This is a genomic window from Enterococcus sp. DIV2385 (assembly GCF_051711925.1).
In the GTDB taxonomy this organism is placed as follows: domain Bacteria; phylum Bacillota; class Bacilli; order Lactobacillales; family Enterococcaceae; genus Enterococcus; species Enterococcus faecalis.
Window position 1 is genome coordinate 2,183,076 of record NZ_JBIONV010000001.1, and the last position, 17,481, is coordinate 2,200,556.

The window sequence follows — 17,481 nt, forward strand, 5'->3', positions numbered from 1 at the left end:
CCTCCTCTTCTACTAAGCTAGCTGATAGTGAACGGTACTTTGACCATTCCCATTGCTTTTTATTTGTAATTGTTGTGGAATTCGTGCTTTTAATTCGCCAATATGACTAATAATCCCAATCATGCGGCCTTCATTTTCAATCGTTTCTAACGCCTCCATTGCCATTTCCAATGCTTCTTCATCTAAGGAACCAAAGCCTTCATCAATAAACAACGCATCAATTAAGACTCCGCCTGCTTGTTCTTGAATCACTTCTGCTAAAGAAAGTGCCAAAGCTAACGCTGCTATAAAACTTTCCCCGCCTGATAACGTGTGAGCGCTGCGCACCGTCCCTGAATTGTCATCATAAATATTGATTTCTAGCCCCGTTTGATTCCGATAACTACCTGCTTCGTGATTCAATTCAAATTGATAACGACTATTGGTCAGGCGGTCTAAACGCTGATTAGCGACTGTCAGCACTCTTTCTAAATACGTTTGTAACATATACCGTTCAAAACTAATTTTTTTAGGATTATTGCCATTCACCGTATCTGCCAACTGCTGTAGTGCAGCAACTTCCTCAAACTTGTCTTCAATTGTTGTTCTTTGCGCATTAATTTCTTGAACCAACTGTTGGTTGTTCAGCATTTTTTCATGCAGTTGATAGTATTTTTTTTCTTGTTCTTCAATTTGTTGTGTTATTTGTTCAATTTCTGTGGTGATTAAAGATAATTCTGGGAACGTATCACTAGATAATTTTTTTTCAATTTCAGCGAGTTGGATAGTCAGTTGGGTTTGCTCTTGTTCAAATAAAGCAATTTGTTCATGCTGACTTTCTAGTGTCGGTACCTCTTTCAACCACTCCGTCAATTGGTCCTCTGTCACGCCTTGTTCCGTTAAAACTGCCTTTAACTGACTCTCAAGTTGTGCGACTGTTTGTTGAAGTGTTTGTTGTTCTTTCTCCAAATGCGTCAACGTACTTTCAAGGATCATTTCTTCTTTCTTCAAGGTTTCTCCTTGTGTCGTCACGTTTTCTTTTTGACGTTCAAATGCAGAGAGTTCTTCTTGAAGCAAAGCTTGTTGTTTGGTCATTTCTTCGTATGTGACGGTTGCATCCAATAATTGGCTAGCAATCATTTGCTGCTGGATAGTGATTCTTTCCAGACTTTGTTGCATTGTTTCTACTTGTTGTCGGAGCACTTCAAAGCGTTGAGAATTTTCAGCTACTTGTTCTTCTAGTTCCGCCAGACGGTCCTTTTCGACTGAAATTTCCGTTAGTTTTTGTGCTATTTGTTGTTTTTCTTTAGCTAATTGCGACTCAACTTCCGCAATTTCTGCAGGTGTTACTTGTGAAAAAGTTAGTCCTGTTAACGGCAACTGCAAGTCAGCAAACTGCGCTGCTAATTGTTCTTGTTCCTCAGTATACGCAGCTTCCTGTTCTTGTAATTGGCTTTCTTTCTGTTGCTTTTCCGCCCCTAATGCAGAGAGCGTTTCAGTAAATCGTTGAACCGTTTTTTCAACTTCCGTTAATTCCCGTTCCGCTTGATTAATCTCTTCTAAGGAAACTTCTTGATGAGTTTGTTGCTTTGGATGTTCTAAAGAGCCACAAACTGGGCAAGGTTCCCCCTCTTCAAGTAACAAGCTTAATCGTTGGATTTGTAAAGAGGCCCATTGACTTTTCTTTGTCTGCAACTTCGCTTCTTCGGCGCTTTTTTGTTGCTGTTCAACAGCAAACCGTTGTGTCAACTCGTGCAATTCCACTTGGTTTTGACTAATTTTTTGCCAAGCTTTTTGATTTTTTTGCCAACGTTCTACAAAATTTTGCCAATGATCTGCTACACTAGAACATTCAAAATTTGCTTTTTCAAGTGTTCCTTCTTGTTCAATAAATTGTTTGGCTGTCGCCACTTTATCCGCTAATGTTATTTTTTCCTGTTGGCAAGATTCATACTCTTTTTGAATGGCTTGATAATTGGCTTGTTCTGCTATTTGTTGTTGGGCTAACTGTTCATATTCTTGGTATTGTGGTAATTGACGTTGAATCGTTTGAAGACGTTCTTGTTTTTCAGCAATCAATGGTTGTTGTTCTTCCAACTCACTCATGATTGCTTGCCAATCTGTCAATGCTTGTTGCGTTTCCATAAGAGCTTGTTGTTTGGACTTTGTTTCTTGCTCTTTTTGTTGTTTTTCGCTTCGTTTTTCAAAGACTTTTTCAGCTAAAGATTGCTGTTTTTGGCTCCATTTTAATTGCTGAATCTGTTCCTTTAGCCGCTCAATGACGGTTTCCTGTTCAGCTTGTTTTGCTTTCTTTTCCAGTAATTCTTCTTTTTGCTGTTGCAAGTTTTGCCGTTCTTCAATGGCATGACGAACTTGCTCTTTTGCTTGTTTGGCTTGTTTTAAGGTTGCAATTTGTTCTCTTTCAACTAATAGTTGTTGCTGAGCCTCTTGTTGTTGGCTTTCTAATAATTGAAGTTTTTCAAAAAGTGTCATTGTCGGTTCAGGTTCTTCTGACCAATGCAACTGTTCTGTTTTCAGTTCAATTTTTTGCTGGGTTTCTTGAATCTCTTGATTGGCAATTTTTAAGCGTTCTTTTAAATTTTCGCTGAACAACTGATACAATTCTGTTCCGAATAAATTACGCAAAACCTTTTCTTTTTCATCACTTTTAGCAATTAAAAAAGTCCGAAACTCTCCTTGTGGTAACAATACAATTTGAGCAAATTGATTGGCATTCAAATGCAATAATTCTTGAATGAGTTCGTCCACTTCGCGTCTTTTAGAATAGGCTCGTAGTTCTTTCCCTTGAGCATCTTTGACAATTAAAGAAATTTTGGCACTTTGTTTACGGACTCCTGTGCCACGTTTTTTAAAAAGTTCTTGTTCGGGAAGGCGGTTCAGTTCATAGAGATACTCGTTATGTTTAAAAAGCAAAGTAACTTCAGTGGCTTCTGAGGGGTCAGCAAATGTGGAACGCATTTCTTTGCCTAAACGTAATTTTCCAGAACTTTCACCAAACAAAGCATAGCTCATTCCATCAAAAATCGTTGTTTTCCCAGATCCTGTTTTTCCACTAATTAGAAAAAGTGAAGAATCTTCAAACTTCGTAAAATCAATGGTTTCATTAATATACGGTCCGAAGTTTTTCAATGTTAAAGATAATGGTTTCATCCTATTACTTCCCTCTTTCTAATTGATTAAGTGTACTCAGTTCTTCTTGGACCCATTGTGCTTGTTGTTCTGTCAAGGCCTCTCCTGTCACATCGTTAAAAAAGTCATGCAGATGTTCTTCTGGTGAACGTTGTTCTATTTGTACCACTTTTTTCTGATTTCCGCTGCTTGTTTCTCGACCATTCAAACGTTCCAACCCAATAATTTTGGGGTAAATTTTTCGCAATTGATTCATCATGTTGGGAATGATCGCTCGGTCGGTTAATTGGACATGTAAATAATTTTCCCGATTCACTTCTTGATAAAAAGCGGGATCCGTTAACTGCTGAAACGAGCCCGTCAATTGTTGAATGTCTCGCAATGGTTTCAAAGCACGGAATTGAAAATGAACTTCATCTTCTGTTTCAACAAGCCAAACACCCTTTTCTTGTGTCATTTCTGATAAAGAAAATTTTACAGGCGAGCCACTGTATCGAGCATTAGGTGCCTGCAACGCATTTTTTCCATGTAAGTGGCCCAACGCGACGTAATCAAAAGGCTCTAACAAAGCTGTTGGTACAACATCCAAACCACCCACTGTTAATTTTGTTTCCGAATCAGTTTTTTCACTGCCAGCGACAAAAAAATGACTAACTAACACTTGTTTTTTATTGGGGAGAAAAGATTCTTGCATTTTCGCGACAACTTTTTCCATCGCCGCCTGAATCGTTCGAATCGTTTCATCTTCAAAATATAAGCGAGCCGCAATCGGTTCAAAATAAGGCAACAAATAAAATTGGGTATTGTCGATTTCAATTGGTTGAAAGGCTTGTTCTAAACGCGTATTCAAATGAAATTGCGTTTGGTTAAACCAAGGGCCTCCTGTTTCTAAACGAGTGCTGCTATCATGGTTTCCCGAAATAGCTAACACGGGGAAATGCTCTTTGAGATTCATTTGAATCATCATTTCATTAAAAATCTCGACTGCTTCAACCGCTGGAACAGAGCGATCATACAAATCTCCAGCGATCACAACAGCATCCACTTGCTCTTCTTTCGCAATTGCTAAGATTTGTTTAAAGGCTTCCCTTTGTTCTGCCAATAAATCAAAACCATGTAATTTTTTGCCAATATGCCAATCTGCTGTATGTAAAAATTTCATTTTTTCACCGCCTAAAAAAGTCCTTCTTATTATTATAACAAATTTCTGGTATTTTTTAAGAAAATCGGACAGAAGAATTAGATTTTTAACAAACTTTTTTCTTAACACAAGAAAAAAGACAGGGAGCATCATCTTTTGATGAGACTACCTGCCAGTAACATTCCTATTTTGTAGCGGTTTGTTTTATTCTTTTTCTGTTGATTCATATTTAAAAGTTGGATCAATTTCTTTATCTAACTGATCAAATGCTTCTTGCATCCGACGTTCCACTTCAGCTAAACCGTCTTTATCCATTTTTTTAATATCGCTAATATCGATTGGCTCCCCAAAACGAACCGTTACTTTTTTACGTTTAAACAACTCTTTTAAAGTTAACGGACCTTGATAAACAGATGGCACGATAGGTACTCGCCCCATTTTAGCAATCAAGGCTACCCCACCTTTTAATTCTGAGGAATGACGCGTGCCACTAGGGAACATAATCAAACTTAAATCAGAATTTTTTAAAATTTTGACAGGTGTTTTAATCGCGCTGGGACCGGGCTTCTCACGATCCACCGGAAACGCATTCGCATGTTTTAAAATGAAACGTAAAACAGGATTTTTAAACAACTCTTTTTTTGCCATAAAGCTAAACTTCTTAGGACTGCCAGCAACAGCTAAATACAGCGGTTCCCACCATGTTCGATGCGGCGCAACTAAGACATAGTTTTGGTCTTTTGGTAATTTTTCTTTATTTTCATAATGTGCATTTCCATTAATCACAAATAAAATGACGCGAACCACGCCACGCATAAATGTAAAAAACATAATTTTCTTCCTTTCTTCTCTCCGCTTTCTAGTATGCCGAAAGCTCTACCTTTTGACAAGCTTTTTTTACGTCTATCAATCAGAGAAATAACATGTCCCTACTAATCTAGGGAACAGATTTTGTCATACGGGTTTAAAAGTAGTATAATACATGAACAATCAGATGAAAAGTTGGAGGTTCTTAATCTATGTTATTATCCGGCGAACGGATTGATCAATTATATGCGGATGATATTCAAATTATTCAAAGCAAAGAAGTCTTTTCTTTTTCCATTGATGCAGTCTTATTGGCTAATTTTCCGCAACTACCAAAAAAAGGCAAGATTGTCGATTTGTGTGCTGGCAATGGCGCGGTCGGCCTCTTCGTTAGTCGGAAAACAGCTGCAAAGATCGACCAAATCGAATTACAACCTCGTTTGGCAGATATGGGTCAACGAAGTATTCTATTAAATAAATTGGAAAAACAAGTAACGATGTATGAACGTGATTTAAAACAAGCGACAGAGGTCATCAAAAAAGATTCTGTTGATTTAGTACTATGTAACCCCCCATACTTTAAAGAACGACCAACTAGCCAAAAAAATCCAAACCCACACTTAGCGATTGCCCGTCATGAAATTCACACGTCTCTTCAAGAAGTGGTCACTGTGTCGGCGGATTTATTAAAAACAAATGGTCGCCTCGCAATGGTTCATCGTCCTGATCGTTTCCTGGATATTTTACATGCCATGGAAAACGCCAATATTGCGCCGAAAAAAGCTCGGTTTGTTTATCCGAAGCCAGGCAAAGAAGCCAATGTTTTACTAATTGAAGGCATTAAGCAAGGCAAAAAAGACGGTTTTCGTGTGTTACCACCTCTTTTTACATACAATGAAAAGAACGAATACGAAGCAGAAATGAAGGCTATGCTGTATGGAGAATAAGAAATCCCATTATTTTTATGTTTTACTTTGCCAAGATGGTTCCTTTTACGGTGGCTATACAACTGAGCCAGAACGTCGATTAACCGAACATAATAGCGGAACTGGTGCAAAATATACACGGTTAGCCAAACGACGGCCAGTCAAAATGATTCATACAGAGAAATTTGAAACACGTAGCGCGGCCACCAAAGCCGAAGCCGCCTTTAAAAAATTAACGCGCAAACAAAAAGAACAGTATTTAAAAACCTTCCATTAAGTGACAATAAGCAAAAAGAAACAGCCATCATTTCATTGATGAAATGATGGCTGTTTCTTTCTCTTTTTAAACTAAGTTCTCGACAAAATGAATAACCATTTCGGCTGATTTTTTCCCAGCTTCATCGATGAATTCGTCAAAGCTTTGAGTTGCTTCGCCATCTGCTGTATCACTCATTGCCCGTACAACTAAGAATGGAATATTGAACTGTGAAGCGGCTTGGCCAATTGCTGCGCCTTCCATTTCGCAAGCTAAGGCTTCAGGAAACTCTTTCTTAATTTTGGCGATTTTCTCAGCGCTATCCACAAAAGTATCTCCAGTAACAATCAATCCTTTACGAATAGCTAAACCAGTTTTTTCAGCGGCTTTCGCAATTTCCATCCGCAAGTATTCACTTGTTTCAAAATACAAAGGCACACCACCAGGCAATTGTCCATAGGCATAACCAAAACCAGTGACATCAACATCAAAGTAAGCTAATTTGTCTGCAATGACTAAATCGCCGACTTTTAGTCCTTCACCGATACCACCAGCAGAACCTGTATTAATCACCATATTTACGCCATATTGATGAATCAATAAAGTCGTGGTCACAGCTGAGGCCACTTTACCAATTCCTGAACGAACCACAATCACCTCGTGTCTTCCTAACGAACCAGAAACAAATAAAGCGCCTGCTCGTTCCCATGACATCGTGTCTGTCAATTTTTCTTTTAGAATTTTGACCTCTTGATCCATTGCTCCAATAATTCCAATTTTCATAGTGATTCCTCTTTTCTATAAATTCAAAACGATATACGCCACAACGGCTAATAAAATCGCTACAATAATAATTGCCTTGTTTAACCAAGTACTCCGTTCTCGACGCTTCGAGTATTCTCCTACTCGTGACTTGTTGATCGGTTTTTGTTTTTTCTTTTCTTTACGATAAAACGTCGAAATTTCTTTTTCTTTTCGCTTATACGCTTTTTCCGCCAGCTTCTGCTCTTCCTGCTGACGACGTTCCGCTTCTTTTTCTTCTGCTTCTCTGCGTTTGCGAAGCTCTGTCCGAGTGACTAACGGACCTTTGCTCATTGCGTGTCCTCCTTAAACTGTCTCTGCAGTAAATACAATTCCCAGTATTGTATAGCAAAAAGTGTTTTGGCATCACAAATCGTGCCTTTTGCCACCTCTGCTTTGGCTTCAGCTATTGTTAGCTCGTAAAGTTCCAAGATTTCATCTTCATCTTGAGGACGCGGATTTTCGACTTTCTGCAAATCCGTTGCCAAATAGAGAGCCAATTTTTCATTAGCAAATCCTGGTGACAGATACATTGAATTTATGTAGGTAAGCTGACCTGCACGATACCCAGTTTCTTCTTCCAATTCCCGCATAGCCGTCGTTTCCAGTTGATTTTCTTCTCCAGGATCAATTTTTCCCGCTGGAATTTCTAAAATCACTTGTTCCAAGGGTTTTCTAAATTGTTTAACTAAGACGATTTTTCCTTCTGCGGTTAACGGAATCATAGCTACTGCGCCTGAATGAAAAACCAATTCGCGTTTAGCAGTGCCGCCTGTCGGTAAAGCCACGTCATCCAAAAAAACATCAATAATCTTTCCTTTAAAAATTTCACGACGTTGAAGTGTTTTTTCTTCGAAGTCCTCATAATTTAACATATCTTTCACCAACCTTTCTTGTTTATCATACCCTAAAATGATAAAAATCGCACCCCTTCTTCTCTAGTTAAACCCTTTTCAAAGAAAAAAATTTATTGCTTTAGAAAAAAATTACATTTTCGAAAAAAAATAGACATAAAAAATTCACAACTTCCTTGTATTATTTAAGCATACCAACAAACAACCCTAACAAAACACTTTTTCATTTTTAACTCCTTTCCCGTCCTACCCCCAATTAGGACGGGTCTTTTTTTGCGTTTTATACTTTTTTTCTTAGGATTTCACTAAATCATAAAATACATCTTCCGCTGTATGTCTTTTCTCTCACAGAGTATGCTAAAATAACTATTGTAACGAGAGCTGACTCTTTCGAGGATTAGATAGATAGGAGGAACTATATAAATGAACAAATTAAATACAAAATTACTGATTGGCTATATTCTTTTAGGAGCCTTAATCATTGCTGTCGCTAGAGAATATGGCTTCTTCGCTTTTGTGATTCTGGTAGGCTTTTTAGTATTCGTTCTCTATCGAAAAAAGAAAAATGCCGCCGACAAAAGCGATCAAATGCCTTACTTAACGAAAGATAAAGAAACCCATTATCGTGAGTTGGGGTTATCTCCACAAGAAATTGATTTTTTCAGAAGTACAATGAGCACAGCCAAAAAACAAATCATACAATTACAAGAAAACATGAATCGTTCAACTAAATTACGGGCGATTGACTTACGTAATGATACTACGAAGGTTTCTAAAGCTCTGTTTAAAGAGTTAGTGAAAGAACCTAAAAAGTTACACTTAGCCAATCACTTTCTCTATACACATTTACCAAATATCGTTGACTTAACAAGTAAGCATTTAGAAATCGAACAACATGAAGTAAAAAACAAACAAACGTATGAAAAATTAGAAGAAAGCGCACAAATCATTGACCAATTGTCAAAATTAGTTAAAAATGATTATGAGGAAATCGTTTCCGATGACTTAGACGATTTAGATGTCGAAATGTCGATCGCTAAAAGCAGCTTGTCGCAAAAAGCTGCAACTGAGGAATCACCTCAAGTAAACGAAGACCAGCAATAATCATTAGGGAGGAAAAAAAATGACTGAGCAACAACCCAAAGAAACAACATCTGTAACCAATACATTGGACGATTTATTAAGTAATCCATTTTCATCAATGGATGAACTAACACCAACGCAACAAAATGAACTATCTGAGTTAAAAGAACAGCAAGCAGCTCCTCGTTTAATTGATAAATTACCACAAGAACGTCAAGCCCAAGCAAAAGAGTTAGCTTCAAAAATTGACGTCCAAGATTCACAAGCAGTAATTACCTATGGTTCAAACGCCCAAATCAAACTTGGCGAATTTTCGCAAGCGATGTTAAACCACGTTCAAGCACAAGACATTGGTCCTGTTGGTGATTCACTGACCGATCTAATGTTTCGTTTAAATGAAGCCAATCCCAATGAATTACGTGCTGGCGAAGGCAACTTTATTCAAAAAATGTTAGGTAAAGTCAAACAATCCGTTTACGAAATTACCGCCAAATATCAAAAAATTGGTGCGCAAATTGACAAAATTGCTGTCAAATTAACCCATGAAAAAGATGGTCTTTTAAAAGATAATGCCATGTTAGATCAATTGTATCAAAAAAATAAAGATTATTTTGATGCCTTAAACATCTATATTGCCGCTGGGGAATTAAAAGCAGAAGAACTACGGACGCAAATTATTCCTGAAGCCATGAAAAAAGCGGAAGAATCTGGGGATCAAATGGATGTCCAAATTGTTAATGATTATAACCAATTCCTAGACCGTTTAGAAAAAAGAACCCATGATTTACGCTTGGCTCGTCAAATTACGATTCAACAAGCCCCACAAATTCGTTTAATCCAAAATACTAACCAAGCTTTGGCTGAGAAAATTCAATCATCGGTGAATACGGCGATTCCGTTATGGAAAAACCAAGTAGTCATCGCCTTGACCTTACTCCGTCAAAAAGATGCTGTGACTGCTCAACGTCAAGTCTCTGAAACCACCAATGACTTACTGAAGAAAAATTCAGAAATGCTAAAAATTTCTGCAATTGAAACAGCAAAAGAAAACGAACGTGGCCTAGTCGATATTGAAACATTACAAAAAACACAAAATGATTTAATTGAAACTATCCAAGAAACATTACGTATTCAACAAGAAGGAAAAGAAAAACGCCAAGCTGCCGAAATCGAACTTGGCCATATGGAAGAAGATTTGAAAAATAAATTATTAGAATTAACACAATAAATAACGTCTAGAACAAACTTCTTATAGTACAAGCCTGGGACAAAAATCCAAAGTGATTTTTGTCCCAGGCTTGCTTTTCTTTTTACGCTTGAATATTGTATTTCAGCCACTTAATGATACAATAAAAGAAAACCATGTTTCTTTTTGAAAGGAGGAGCAATTGTGCCACAATTTGCTTCTAAAGCCGAAGAAAAAAATTATTATGAACGCCAAGCTAGCTTAGCAGAGTTTTTAACTTGGTATCATCAACAAGAATTACCTGAATATGAAAAACCCTCTTTAACCGTTGATATGGTTCTTCTTTGTTACAACAAGGAAGCCGATCAATTGAAAGTCTTACTGATTCAACGTAAAGGTCACCCCTTTAGAAACTCATGGGCGCTTCCTGGCGGTTTTGTTAATCGTAACGAATCTACTGAAGATAGTGTTTTAAGAGAAACAAAAGAGGAAACTGGTGTGGTGATTTCTCAAGAAAATATTGAACAATTACACAGCTTTAGTCGCCCAGATCGTGATCCTCGTGGCTGGGTCGTGACAGTCAGCTATTTAGCCTTTATTGGTGAAGAACCTTTAATTGCTGGCGACGATGCCAAAGAAGTCCACTGGTTCAATCTTGAACGGCATGGTCAACATATCACGTTATCTCATGAAGATGTGGAAATTACTTTAGACTTGAAAACAGCGGCCTCTCTTGGTAAAGATACATTAGCCTTCGACCATAGTGAAATTATAATTAAGGCGTTTAATCGTGTTGTTGATAAAATGGAACATGAACCGCAAGTGCTTCAAGTCTTAGGAAAAGATTTCACCATTACGGAAGCCCGTAAAGTTTTTGCGAAGTTCCTCGGCGTTGATTATCGCAGCATTGACCATTCAAATTTTAAAAAAGCCATGACACAATATTTTGAAGAGTTAGGTGAACGTCCCGTTGGCATTGGCCGCCCTTCAAAAATTTACCAATTGAAAACAACGACAGGGTTCTAAGAGGAGGGAATATTTTTTGACTGTTTACTTAAGAAAAGCAGAACCTTCTGATTTGCCTGACATCCTTGCTATCATTGAAGATGGACGCCGCACCTTACAAAAAAGTGGCATTCCCCAATGGCAAAACGGCGATGGCCCGAATCAAGAAATTTTAGCAAAAGATATCGACCAGCAAACTTGCTATATTTTAATGGTTGAGGATGCCTTGGCAGGCGTTGGTGTTTTATGTTCGGAGATTGATCCTGCTTATGAAGCGATTTTTAATGGTTCTTGGCAACCTCATTCTCAAACTACGTATACGGCAATTCATCGTGTTGCTCTAAAAAGTTTCTTTCAAGGTCAAGGACTGGCTTTGGTGCTTTTGCGCTCACTGGTTACAGCCGCTCGTTTGCAAGGTGCTACTGATATTCGAATCGATACACATCCACAAAACCTCGCCATGCAGCACCTGATTAAAAAAGCTGGCTTTGTTTATCAAGGTGACGTGATTTTAGATGTTAACGATGGCGAACGTTATGCTTATCAGATGATATTGAAATAAAAAAGTTAGGGATAACTGCCAGATTGACAGCTATCCCTAACTTTTTACATCTTATGAACACTATGAGCGCTTTGAATGCCCTCACAGGCTTCTTTACAAGCTTGATTAATTAATAAATAAGAGGATTCTTTTTGGCGGATTCCTAATTGATATTTCAATTCATCTGTCACTTGGCAAGATTCACTTAATGCCTCTAACCAGAAAAATACTCCTTCTTTATACGTATCTAATCCTTCTAGCAAGATTTTCGTTGCTTCTTTATCATAATACGGCTCTAAATTTTTACGAAACATCATTTCTTCTGTAAAAAAACGATTCACATTATTTCGGCAAAACATATAAGTGTCACGGCCTCTCCGATGTGCAGCCTGATTACAACCGTATTCTTGAACTTCTTTAGAGATGGCTTTGAAAATTTCGTTGTATACTTCAATTCTTTGCATAATTGACAAAATGGTATCTGTATAACTAAACATAACTCCTTGCTCCCTTCCCCTTCTAAGTAACAAAAATTTGCTTGTTACTTTCATTATAAAGGGAATGTTGGGTTTATATCAAATGATACGCTGTTTCCTTGCTAAAATCCTTCGTTTTTTCCTTAGAAGAATAATAAGTAAGCGGATTATTTAATCTGTTATGTTCGGATTTTCTACACTTGGAAAATAAATTATTTTATAAAGCCATTTTCCGTTTTAACTGATGGCAACGGGCCAGTCTGTGTATTGCCAGGAACACCAATATACGTATTGCCGTTGATGGAAGTCATTTCGTTTTCCTCAGCTGCTTCATCTTGAACGGTATAATCACTTTGATATAAAAATTCACCGTTCGTATGGAAGACATAGCCGTCTTGATCTCGTTCATCTGGCTTTTCTAAATTTAAAGACACACGTAATTGATGACGGACATTTTCAATACTATCTGGATATAGTTCAACCATACTGCGCCCTTCATTACTAAAAGTGCGCCAGTCAAAAGAAAGCTGTTGTTTATCATAATTGGTCCAAGTCAAACCTTCTTTGACTAAATGAGTCAATTCATTGGAATCCACATCAGTTTGAATGTTTCCATTTAACGAATCAATAATGTCCATTATTTTCATGATTGATTGACCAGATTTCAACTTGTCTTCAACTGCTTGAATAATTTCTTGTTGTCGGAATCCACGCATAATATCGTTATCGCTATGTCTTTCACGGGCATAAGATAAAGCTTTCGTACCATCTAAATGCTGTTTCCCTGCATCAAAATGAATGGATCCTGGCCCGTCTTTGGTAACACCATCAAACGCCTGCTTGACATTGACATCTATGCCACCAACCGCATCAATTAACTTAATAAAAGATAAAAAGTTAAACACAACGTAATGATTGATTGGAATATTCAATAATTTCTCAACTGTGTTAACAGAAGCTGTTGGTCCATCGTAGGTATAGGCGGCTTCAATTCGCTGCATCCCTTGGTAATTTTTCGCATCAATTTGAACAAAACTATCCCGTGGCAAACTTAAATAGGTTATTTTCTTCGTCTTGTTATTCACGGTAATCACCATCATAGCATCAGTCCTAGTTGTGCCTAATTTCCGTTCAATTGTATTGTCTAGACCCATGACCAAAAACGATTGACTATCTTTATTTTGCGCTTCAGTATAATCATTTTTTATGGGAACATAGCCTTTATCAATCGTTTTCTTTAAATAGCTACCCGCTACAGCAAAGTATGCTGAGCCGACTGTGACAAAAAACAAAATGATGACTAAACTAATTAAGCTGATTTTTCGCTTCCTACTCATTGGCTGTACTTCCTCTCTCTTGAAAAGTCTCCACCATCATTACTACTCCTCTAAGCAGACAAGAGACAAGTCTATCTTACCAGTCCCCTTCAAAACTAAACATAGCAGAATTTATATAGGGGTATAACCTAGAGGAAACAAAAAAGAGAGGCTTGTTTGTTTAAAAGTCTCTCTTTTTTGTTATTTATTTTTGTGTTCTTTTTTGAACAATTCCACCATTTTTTGCTGTGGTTTTGGAAAAACATAGTCCGAAAATTGTTGTGCTGCCACCCACCGCTGCGACTCTAGTGTGGCTAATTCGCCTGTATTTCGGCCATAAAAGACTAAGATATGCCATTTTAAATGACTGAAAATATGAACGACTTCGCCTAAGGCACGTTTTTGCCAGACAACTGTTTCATAGTCCGTAAAAAAGCTGACAGGTTCTTCAGCGACCAAAGGCTCTGTTACAGGCGCTAACTCTAAAGTTAATTGTTTTTCCGTTTCTACTGGTTGCGCCAGTTTTTGCAATTGTTGAAATTGTTTTTTGCTAATTTCTTCAATCGGAAACAGCCACATATTGGCTAACAAACCTGTTTCAGGTCGTTGTTCTAATAAAAATTCTTGCTTTTTATTTTCAATAATAGTGCCGACATAATACACATCTTTCGGCTTAACTTTTTTTGATTTGACTGGATAAGCGGTCATTTTATCTGCCTGATAGGCCGCACAATATTGCTGAAGCGGACAGCTTTCACACTTAGGGGAAGTTGGGGTGCAGACGGCTGAGCCTAGATCCATTAAGGCTTGATTAAAATCCCCTGGGCGCTCACGATCGATGATTTTAAGCATCGCCGCTTCAAATACTTTACGACTACTCGCTTTTGCAATATCTGCATCAATTTCAAATAAACGGCTCACTACCCGCATGACGTTACCGTCAATTGCTGGTTCGGGGAGATTAAAGGCAATACTGCCAATCGCACCAGCCGTATAGGGGCCGATTCCTTTTAAACTCCGAATATCTTCGATTGTGTCAGGCATTTTCCCACCAAATTCTGAAACAATCTGTTGCGCTGCCACTTTTAAATTACGCGCTCGTGAATAGTAGCCTAACCCTTCCCAAGCTTTCAACAACTTATCATCTGGCGCTTCCGCTAAATCTTGAATCGTCGGAAACCATTCCATAAATCGATAAAAATAATCAATGACTGTATCTACGCGAGTTTGTTGTAGCATAATTTCAGAAATCCAAATACGATATGCATCTGTATTCGCTCGCCAAGGTAAATTGCGTTTTTCTCGTTCATACCAAGCTAAAAAATCTTCCTGGAATGAACTAACTTTTTCGGGACTCCACGCCTCCCAAGGCTCTTTATTCGTCATGTTCTACTTCCTTTTCGCTAATAAATTGCTGAATCAAATCATAGTCAAACCCTTTTTGGAATAAGCTTTGTTTTACTTTTTGGACTTTTTTAGAAAAATCAAATCGCTGATTAGCACGCCATAAACGTTCGCCTTCCTTGTTTAACGCTTGTTGTTCTTGTTCTTCGTCCTTTTCAAAAGCTAAAGATTCCAAAGCTAGATCAATGATTTCATTTGTAAAGCCCTTTTGCATCAGATGCAGACGCGTTTTCTGAAGTGCATCTTTAAAACTTTTAGTTCGATAGCGTTTCATGGCTTTTTCTGCAGTTGCTGTGGCAACATTAAGTTGTTCATCTAACGTATAAAAGGTCAAGCCATGCTGAATATCTTCTTCACTAATGCCTTTTTGCTTTAATTGTTGTGCCACATTTCGTGGTCCTTTATCACTGGTTCGCATAGCTGTCCGTACGTAACTTTCACTAAAAATTGCATCATCCAACAACCGCAGCTCTTCTAAACGTTGAACGATTTTTACTCGATCTTCAGGTACAATTTCTTTCTCTTTTAAATAAGTAAAAATCTCTTTCTTTGAACGTAATTGATAGCTTAAATAATTCATCGCCATTTGTAACCCGACATCATAAGAACTGGCTTTTTTTATTTCTTCTATTAAAGTATCTGATAACTCTTGGCCTTTTAGCAGACGCTGCCGTACTAAAATATCTTCCGAGACACGCAGTTTTTCGCCTGAAGATAGCCAAAGTAGATAAAATTCACCTTTATCTTTACTAATTCGTGTGATTGTTGTCATCTTATTCTCCTGCCCCTCTAAATCAGAACATATATTCTACTATACCATAGAATCCTTGGAAGCCAAATAAATAAAAATGTGCTAAAATGGGAGGAAGTGAAAAATGTGAGATGACTAAAGGATGAAAGAATATGACCCAACAACTAGTAAAAAAAGGCCAACAAATTTCTTTAAAAATTAAACGATTAGGAATTAATGGCGAAGGTATCGGCTATTATAAAAAATTAATTATTTTCGTTCCTGGGGCGCTACCGAAAGAAGAAGTGACTGCCACGATCACAAATGTTACACCAAAATTTGCTGAAGGAACCCTTCAATCTGTCAAAAAAGCTGCTAAAGATCGCGTGGTCCCTCCTTGTCCTGTCTATGAAACATGTGGCGGCTGCCAACTACAACATTTAGCCTACAAAGCACAATTAGACTTTAAAAAAGATTTATTAAAGCAGGCGCTTAACAAATTTAAACCAGCCAATTATCAAAACTATGAACTACGAAAAACAATTGGGATGGAGAATCCTTGGAATTATCGAAATAAAGCCCAATTCCAATTACGCCAAATCGATGGCCAAGTAGAAGCTGGTCTCTATCAAGCTGATTCACATCAATTAGTACCGATTGATAACTGTTTGGTCCAACAGCCTGCGACAACCAAGGTGATGAATACATTAGTTGATTTATTGAATGACTTTCAATTACCAATTTATGATGAACGTAAAAATAGTGGTATCTTTCGAACATTAATGGTTCGAGTGGGCATCCAAACTGGCGAAGTCCAAGTAGTGTTCATTACACAATCGCAGAAATTTCCACAAAAAGAAAAAATGGTTCGCGCAATTAATGAACAATTACCAGAAGTTGTTTCTATTATGCAAAATGTCCAAAATAAAAAAACCTCTCTAGTAATGGGTGATGATACCCTTCACTTATGGGGCAAAGAAAGCATTGAAGAACACATTAACGACGTTGTCTTTGATTTATCGCCGCGAGCATTTTTCCAATTGAATCCAGAACAAACGGAAGTTTTATATAATGAAGGAATCAAGGCCTTAGATTTACAACCAAATGAAACTGTTGTTGATGCTTATTGTGGCGTCGGGACCATTGGCTTAAGTTTAGCGAAACAAGCGCATCAAGTTCGTGGTATGGATACCATTCCCGCCGCAATTGACGATGCTAGATTCAATGCAAAACGACTTGGTGTTACGAACACACATTATGCTGTTGGAACAGCTGAAGACTTATTACCTAAATGGTTCAAAGAAGGCTTTAAACCTGATGCCATTGTAGTTGATCCCCCACGGACTGGTTTGGATCGTAAATTATTAACGGCCCTTTTGAAACAACCACCTAAGAAAATGGTGTATATTTCTTGTAATGTATCCACGTTAGCACGTGATTTAGTTCAATTAGCCAAAGTATATCAAGTAGACTATTTACAATCTGTTGATATGTTTCCACAAACCGCTCGTTGTGAAGTTGTCGTAAAATTAACGAGAAAATAAAAAAAGGAGCGTGGGACAAAAATCACTTTGGATTTTTGCTCCACGCTCAAAAACTGATAAACGGCGGGAACAGAACCAACACTACGCGTTGCTCCGATCTCAACAACTTCTAAGAGCTAAAGCTCTAAGAGTTGAAGGTCCTTCGGAAATAAGCCGAAATTGTTGAGAATCACGAAGAACGTAGTTATTCGATGATGAACAATACCTACTTGGTCTCCAAAAATTAAAGAGCAATTTTCGGAAATTTCTTCTTATTTCTCGGAGCTAAACGGTTCTGTCCCG

Annotated in this window: 17 protein-coding genes; 7 read left to right on the forward strand and 10 right to left on the reverse strand. The window is 37.8% G+C overall.

What is annotated here, in order from left to right; genetic code table 11:
- Window positions 1-12: 12 nt before the first annotated feature.
- The 3 genes from IGM04_RS10525 to IGM04_RS10535 are packed head-to-tail and all read right to left on the reverse strand — an operon-like array spanning window position 13 to window position 5,101.
- Window positions 13-3,150 (reverse strand): AAA family ATPase, encoded by a 3,138-nt coding sequence (locus tag IGM04_RS10525; protein WP_086318004.1) that lies wholly within the window; start codon window positions 3,148-3,150, stop codon window positions 13-15.
- Window positions 3,151-3,154: 4 nt separating this feature from the next.
- Window positions 3,155-4,423, reverse strand: a complete 1,269-nt coding sequence (locus tag IGM04_RS10530) for an exonuclease SbcCD subunit D (protein ID WP_179189146.1) — start codon at window positions 4,421-4,423, stop codon at window positions 3,155-3,157.
- Window positions 4,424-4,474: 51 nt separating this feature from the next.
- Window positions 4,475-5,101, reverse strand: a complete 627-nt coding sequence (locus IGM04_RS10535; RefSeq protein ID WP_002356461.1) for a lysophospholipid acyltransferase family protein — start codon at window positions 5,099-5,101, stop codon at window positions 4,475-4,477.
- A 188-nt stretch (window positions 5,102-5,289) separates the two neighbouring features.
- Here IGM04_RS10535 and IGM04_RS10540 point away from each other — a divergent pair, with 188 nt between their 5' ends.
- Together IGM04_RS10540 and IGM04_RS10545 are read left to right on the forward strand one after the other, a co-directional pair.
- A complete protein-coding gene (locus IGM04_RS10540; protein ID WP_002356457.1) occupies window positions 5,290-6,024 on the forward strand; it encodes a tRNA1(Val) (adenine(37)-N6)-methyltransferase in 735 nt (244 codons plus the stop codon).
- Complete coding sequence (locus IGM04_RS10545; protein WP_002356455.1) at window positions 6,014-6,280, forward strand: GIY-YIG nuclease family protein; 267 nt, start codon at window positions 6,014-6,016, stop codon at window positions 6,278-6,280. The genes IGM04_RS10540 and IGM04_RS10545 overlap by 11 nt, the downstream gene beginning before the upstream one ends.
- A 66-nt stretch (window positions 6,281-6,346) precedes the next feature.
- On the opposite strand, the gene IGM04_RS10550 is transcribed toward IGM04_RS10545, so the two are convergent.
- The 3 genes from IGM04_RS10550 to IGM04_RS10560 are packed head-to-tail and all read right to left on the reverse strand — an operon-like array spanning window position 6,347 to window position 7,935.
- Window positions 6,347-7,042, reverse strand: coding sequence for a 5'-methylthioadenosine/adenosylhomocysteine nucleosidase (locus IGM04_RS10550; protein WP_002356454.1), 696 nt, complete (start codon window positions 7,040-7,042; stop codon window positions 6,347-6,349).
- Window positions 7,043-7,057: 15 nt separating this feature from the next.
- Window positions 7,058-7,354 (reverse strand): cell wall synthase accessory phosphoprotein MacP, encoded by a 297-nt coding sequence (gene macP, locus IGM04_RS10555; RefSeq protein WP_002356451.1) that lies wholly within the window; start codon window positions 7,352-7,354, stop codon window positions 7,058-7,060.
- The gene (locus IGM04_RS10560; protein WP_002356449.1) at window positions 7,351-7,935 is read right to left on the reverse strand and encodes an NUDIX hydrolase; all 585 of its coding nucleotides are present in this window, start codon (window positions 7,933-7,935) and stop codon (window positions 7,351-7,353) included. Before IGM04_RS10560 ends, macP begins: the two co-directional genes overlap by 4 nt.
- A 402-nt stretch (window positions 7,936-8,337) precedes the next feature.
- Between IGM04_RS10560 and IGM04_RS10565 the strand changes: the two genes are divergently transcribed.
- From IGM04_RS10565 to IGM04_RS10580, 4 genes are all read left to right on the forward strand, one after another.
- The gene (locus IGM04_RS10565) at window positions 8,338-9,018 is read left to right on the forward strand and encodes a 5-bromo-4-chloroindolyl phosphate hydrolysis family protein (protein WP_002378627.1); all 681 of its coding nucleotides are present in this window, start codon (window positions 8,338-8,340) and stop codon (window positions 9,016-9,018) included.
- Window positions 9,019-9,037: 19 nt separating this feature from the next.
- On the forward strand, window positions 9,038-10,225 hold the full coding sequence (locus tag IGM04_RS10570; protein ID WP_002356447.1) for a toxic anion resistance protein: 1,188 nt from the start codon (window positions 9,038-9,040) through the stop codon (window positions 10,223-10,225).
- Window positions 10,226-10,369: 144 nt separating this feature from the next.
- The gene (locus IGM04_RS10575; RefSeq protein WP_002384084.1) at window positions 10,370-11,209 is read left to right on the forward strand and encodes an NUDIX domain-containing protein; all 840 of its coding nucleotides are present in this window, start codon (window positions 10,370-10,372) and stop codon (window positions 11,207-11,209) included.
- A 16-nt stretch (window positions 11,210-11,225) separates the two neighbouring features.
- Window positions 11,226-11,750, forward strand: a complete 525-nt coding sequence (locus tag IGM04_RS10580; protein ID WP_086318002.1) for a GNAT family N-acetyltransferase — start codon at window positions 11,226-11,228, stop codon at window positions 11,748-11,750.
- A gap of 44 nt (window positions 11,751-11,794) precedes the next feature.
- Here the strand turns inward: IGM04_RS10580 and IGM04_RS10585 are convergent, their stop codons facing one another.
- The 4 genes from IGM04_RS10585 to recX all read right to left on the reverse strand — a co-directional run bounded on the left by IGM04_RS10585 (window position 11,795) and on the right by recX (window position 15,697).
- Complete coding sequence (locus IGM04_RS10585; protein ID WP_002356444.1) at window positions 11,795-12,280, reverse strand: hypothetical protein; 486 nt, start codon at window positions 12,278-12,280, stop codon at window positions 11,795-11,797.
- Between the two features lie 137 nt (window positions 12,281-12,417).
- Window positions 12,418-13,542 carry an LCP family protein gene (locus IGM04_RS10590; RefSeq protein WP_002368824.1) on the reverse strand — a complete coding sequence of 375 codons (1,125 nt, stop codon included), beginning with the start codon at window positions 13,540-13,542 and terminating at the stop codon, window positions 12,418-12,420.
- A gap of 180 nt (window positions 13,543-13,722) precedes the next feature.
- Window positions 13,723-14,907, reverse strand: coding sequence for an A/G-specific adenine glycosylase (gene mutY / locus IGM04_RS10595; RefSeq protein WP_086318001.1), 1,185 nt, complete (start codon window positions 14,905-14,907; stop codon window positions 13,723-13,725).
- Window positions 14,897-15,697 (reverse strand): recombination regulator RecX, encoded by an 801-nt coding sequence (gene recX, locus IGM04_RS10600; protein ID WP_002356439.1) that lies wholly within the window; start codon window positions 15,695-15,697, stop codon window positions 14,897-14,899. The genes mutY and recX overlap by 11 nt, the downstream gene beginning before the upstream one ends.
- A gap of 131 nt (window positions 15,698-15,828) precedes the next feature.
- Here recX and rlmD point away from each other — a divergent pair, with 131 nt between their 5' ends.
- A complete protein-coding gene (rlmD, locus tag IGM04_RS10605) occupies window positions 15,829-17,199 on the forward strand; it encodes a 23S rRNA (uracil(1939)-C(5))-methyltransferase RlmD (RefSeq protein WP_002359466.1) in 1,371 nt (456 codons plus the stop codon).
- Window positions 17,200-17,481 lie beyond the last annotated feature (282 nt).

What these genes read in the sequence shown, in the direction of transcription:
- rlmD (WP_002359466.1), top strand. Translation starts at nt 15,829, where the DNA reads ATGACCCAACAACTAGTAAAAAAAGGCCAACAAATTTCTTTAAAAATT.
- IGM04_RS10530 (WP_179189146.1), bottom strand. Translation starts at nt 4,423, where the DNA reads ATGATGCTCCCTGTCTTTTTTCTTGTGTTAAGAAAAAAGTTTGTTAAA.
- IGM04_RS10550 (WP_002356454.1), bottom strand. Translation starts at nt 7,042, where the DNA reads ATGAAAATTGGAATTATTGGAGCAATGGATCAAGAGGTCAAAATTCTA.
- macP (WP_002356451.1), bottom strand. Translation starts at nt 7,354, where the DNA reads ATGAGCAAAGGTCCGTTAGTCACTCGGACAGAGCTTCGCAAACGCAGA.
- IGM04_RS10565 (WP_002378627.1), top strand. Translation starts at nt 8,338, where the DNA reads ATGAACAAATTAAATACAAAATTACTGATTGGCTATATTCTTTTAGGA.
- IGM04_RS10525 (WP_086318004.1), bottom strand. Translation starts at nt 3,150, where the DNA reads ATGAAACCATTATCTTTAACATTGAAAAACTTCGGACCGTATATTAAT.
- IGM04_RS10560 (WP_002356449.1), bottom strand. Translation starts at nt 7,935, where the DNA reads ATGTTAAATTATGAGGACTTCGAAGAAAAAACACTTCAACGTCGTGAA.
- recX (WP_002356439.1), bottom strand. Translation starts at nt 15,697, where the DNA reads ATGACAACAATCACACGAATTAGTAAAGATAAAGGTGAATTTTATCTA.
- mutY (WP_086318001.1), bottom strand. Translation starts at nt 14,907, where the DNA reads ATGACGAATAAAGAGCCTTGGGAGGCGTGGAGTCCCGAAAAAGTTAGT.
- IGM04_RS10540 (WP_002356457.1), top strand. Translation starts at nt 5,290, where the DNA reads ATGTTATTATCCGGCGAACGGATTGATCAATTATATGCGGATGATATT.
- IGM04_RS10545 (WP_002356455.1), top strand. Translation starts at nt 6,014, where the DNA reads ATGGAGAATAAGAAATCCCATTATTTTTATGTTTTACTTTGCCAAGAT.
- IGM04_RS10535 (WP_002356461.1), bottom strand. Translation starts at nt 5,101, where the DNA reads ATGTTTTTTACATTTATGCGTGGCGTGGTTCGCGTCATTTTATTTGTG.
- IGM04_RS10570 (WP_002356447.1), top strand. Translation starts at nt 9,038, where the DNA reads ATGACTGAGCAACAACCCAAAGAAACAACATCTGTAACCAATACATTG.
- IGM04_RS10590 (WP_002368824.1), bottom strand. Translation starts at nt 13,542, where the DNA reads ATGAGTAGGAAGCGAAAAATCAGCTTAATTAGTTTAGTCATCATTTTG.
- IGM04_RS10585 (WP_002356444.1), bottom strand. Translation starts at nt 12,280, where the DNA reads ATGAAAGTAACAAGCAAATTTTTGTTACTTAGAAGGGGAAGGGAGCAA.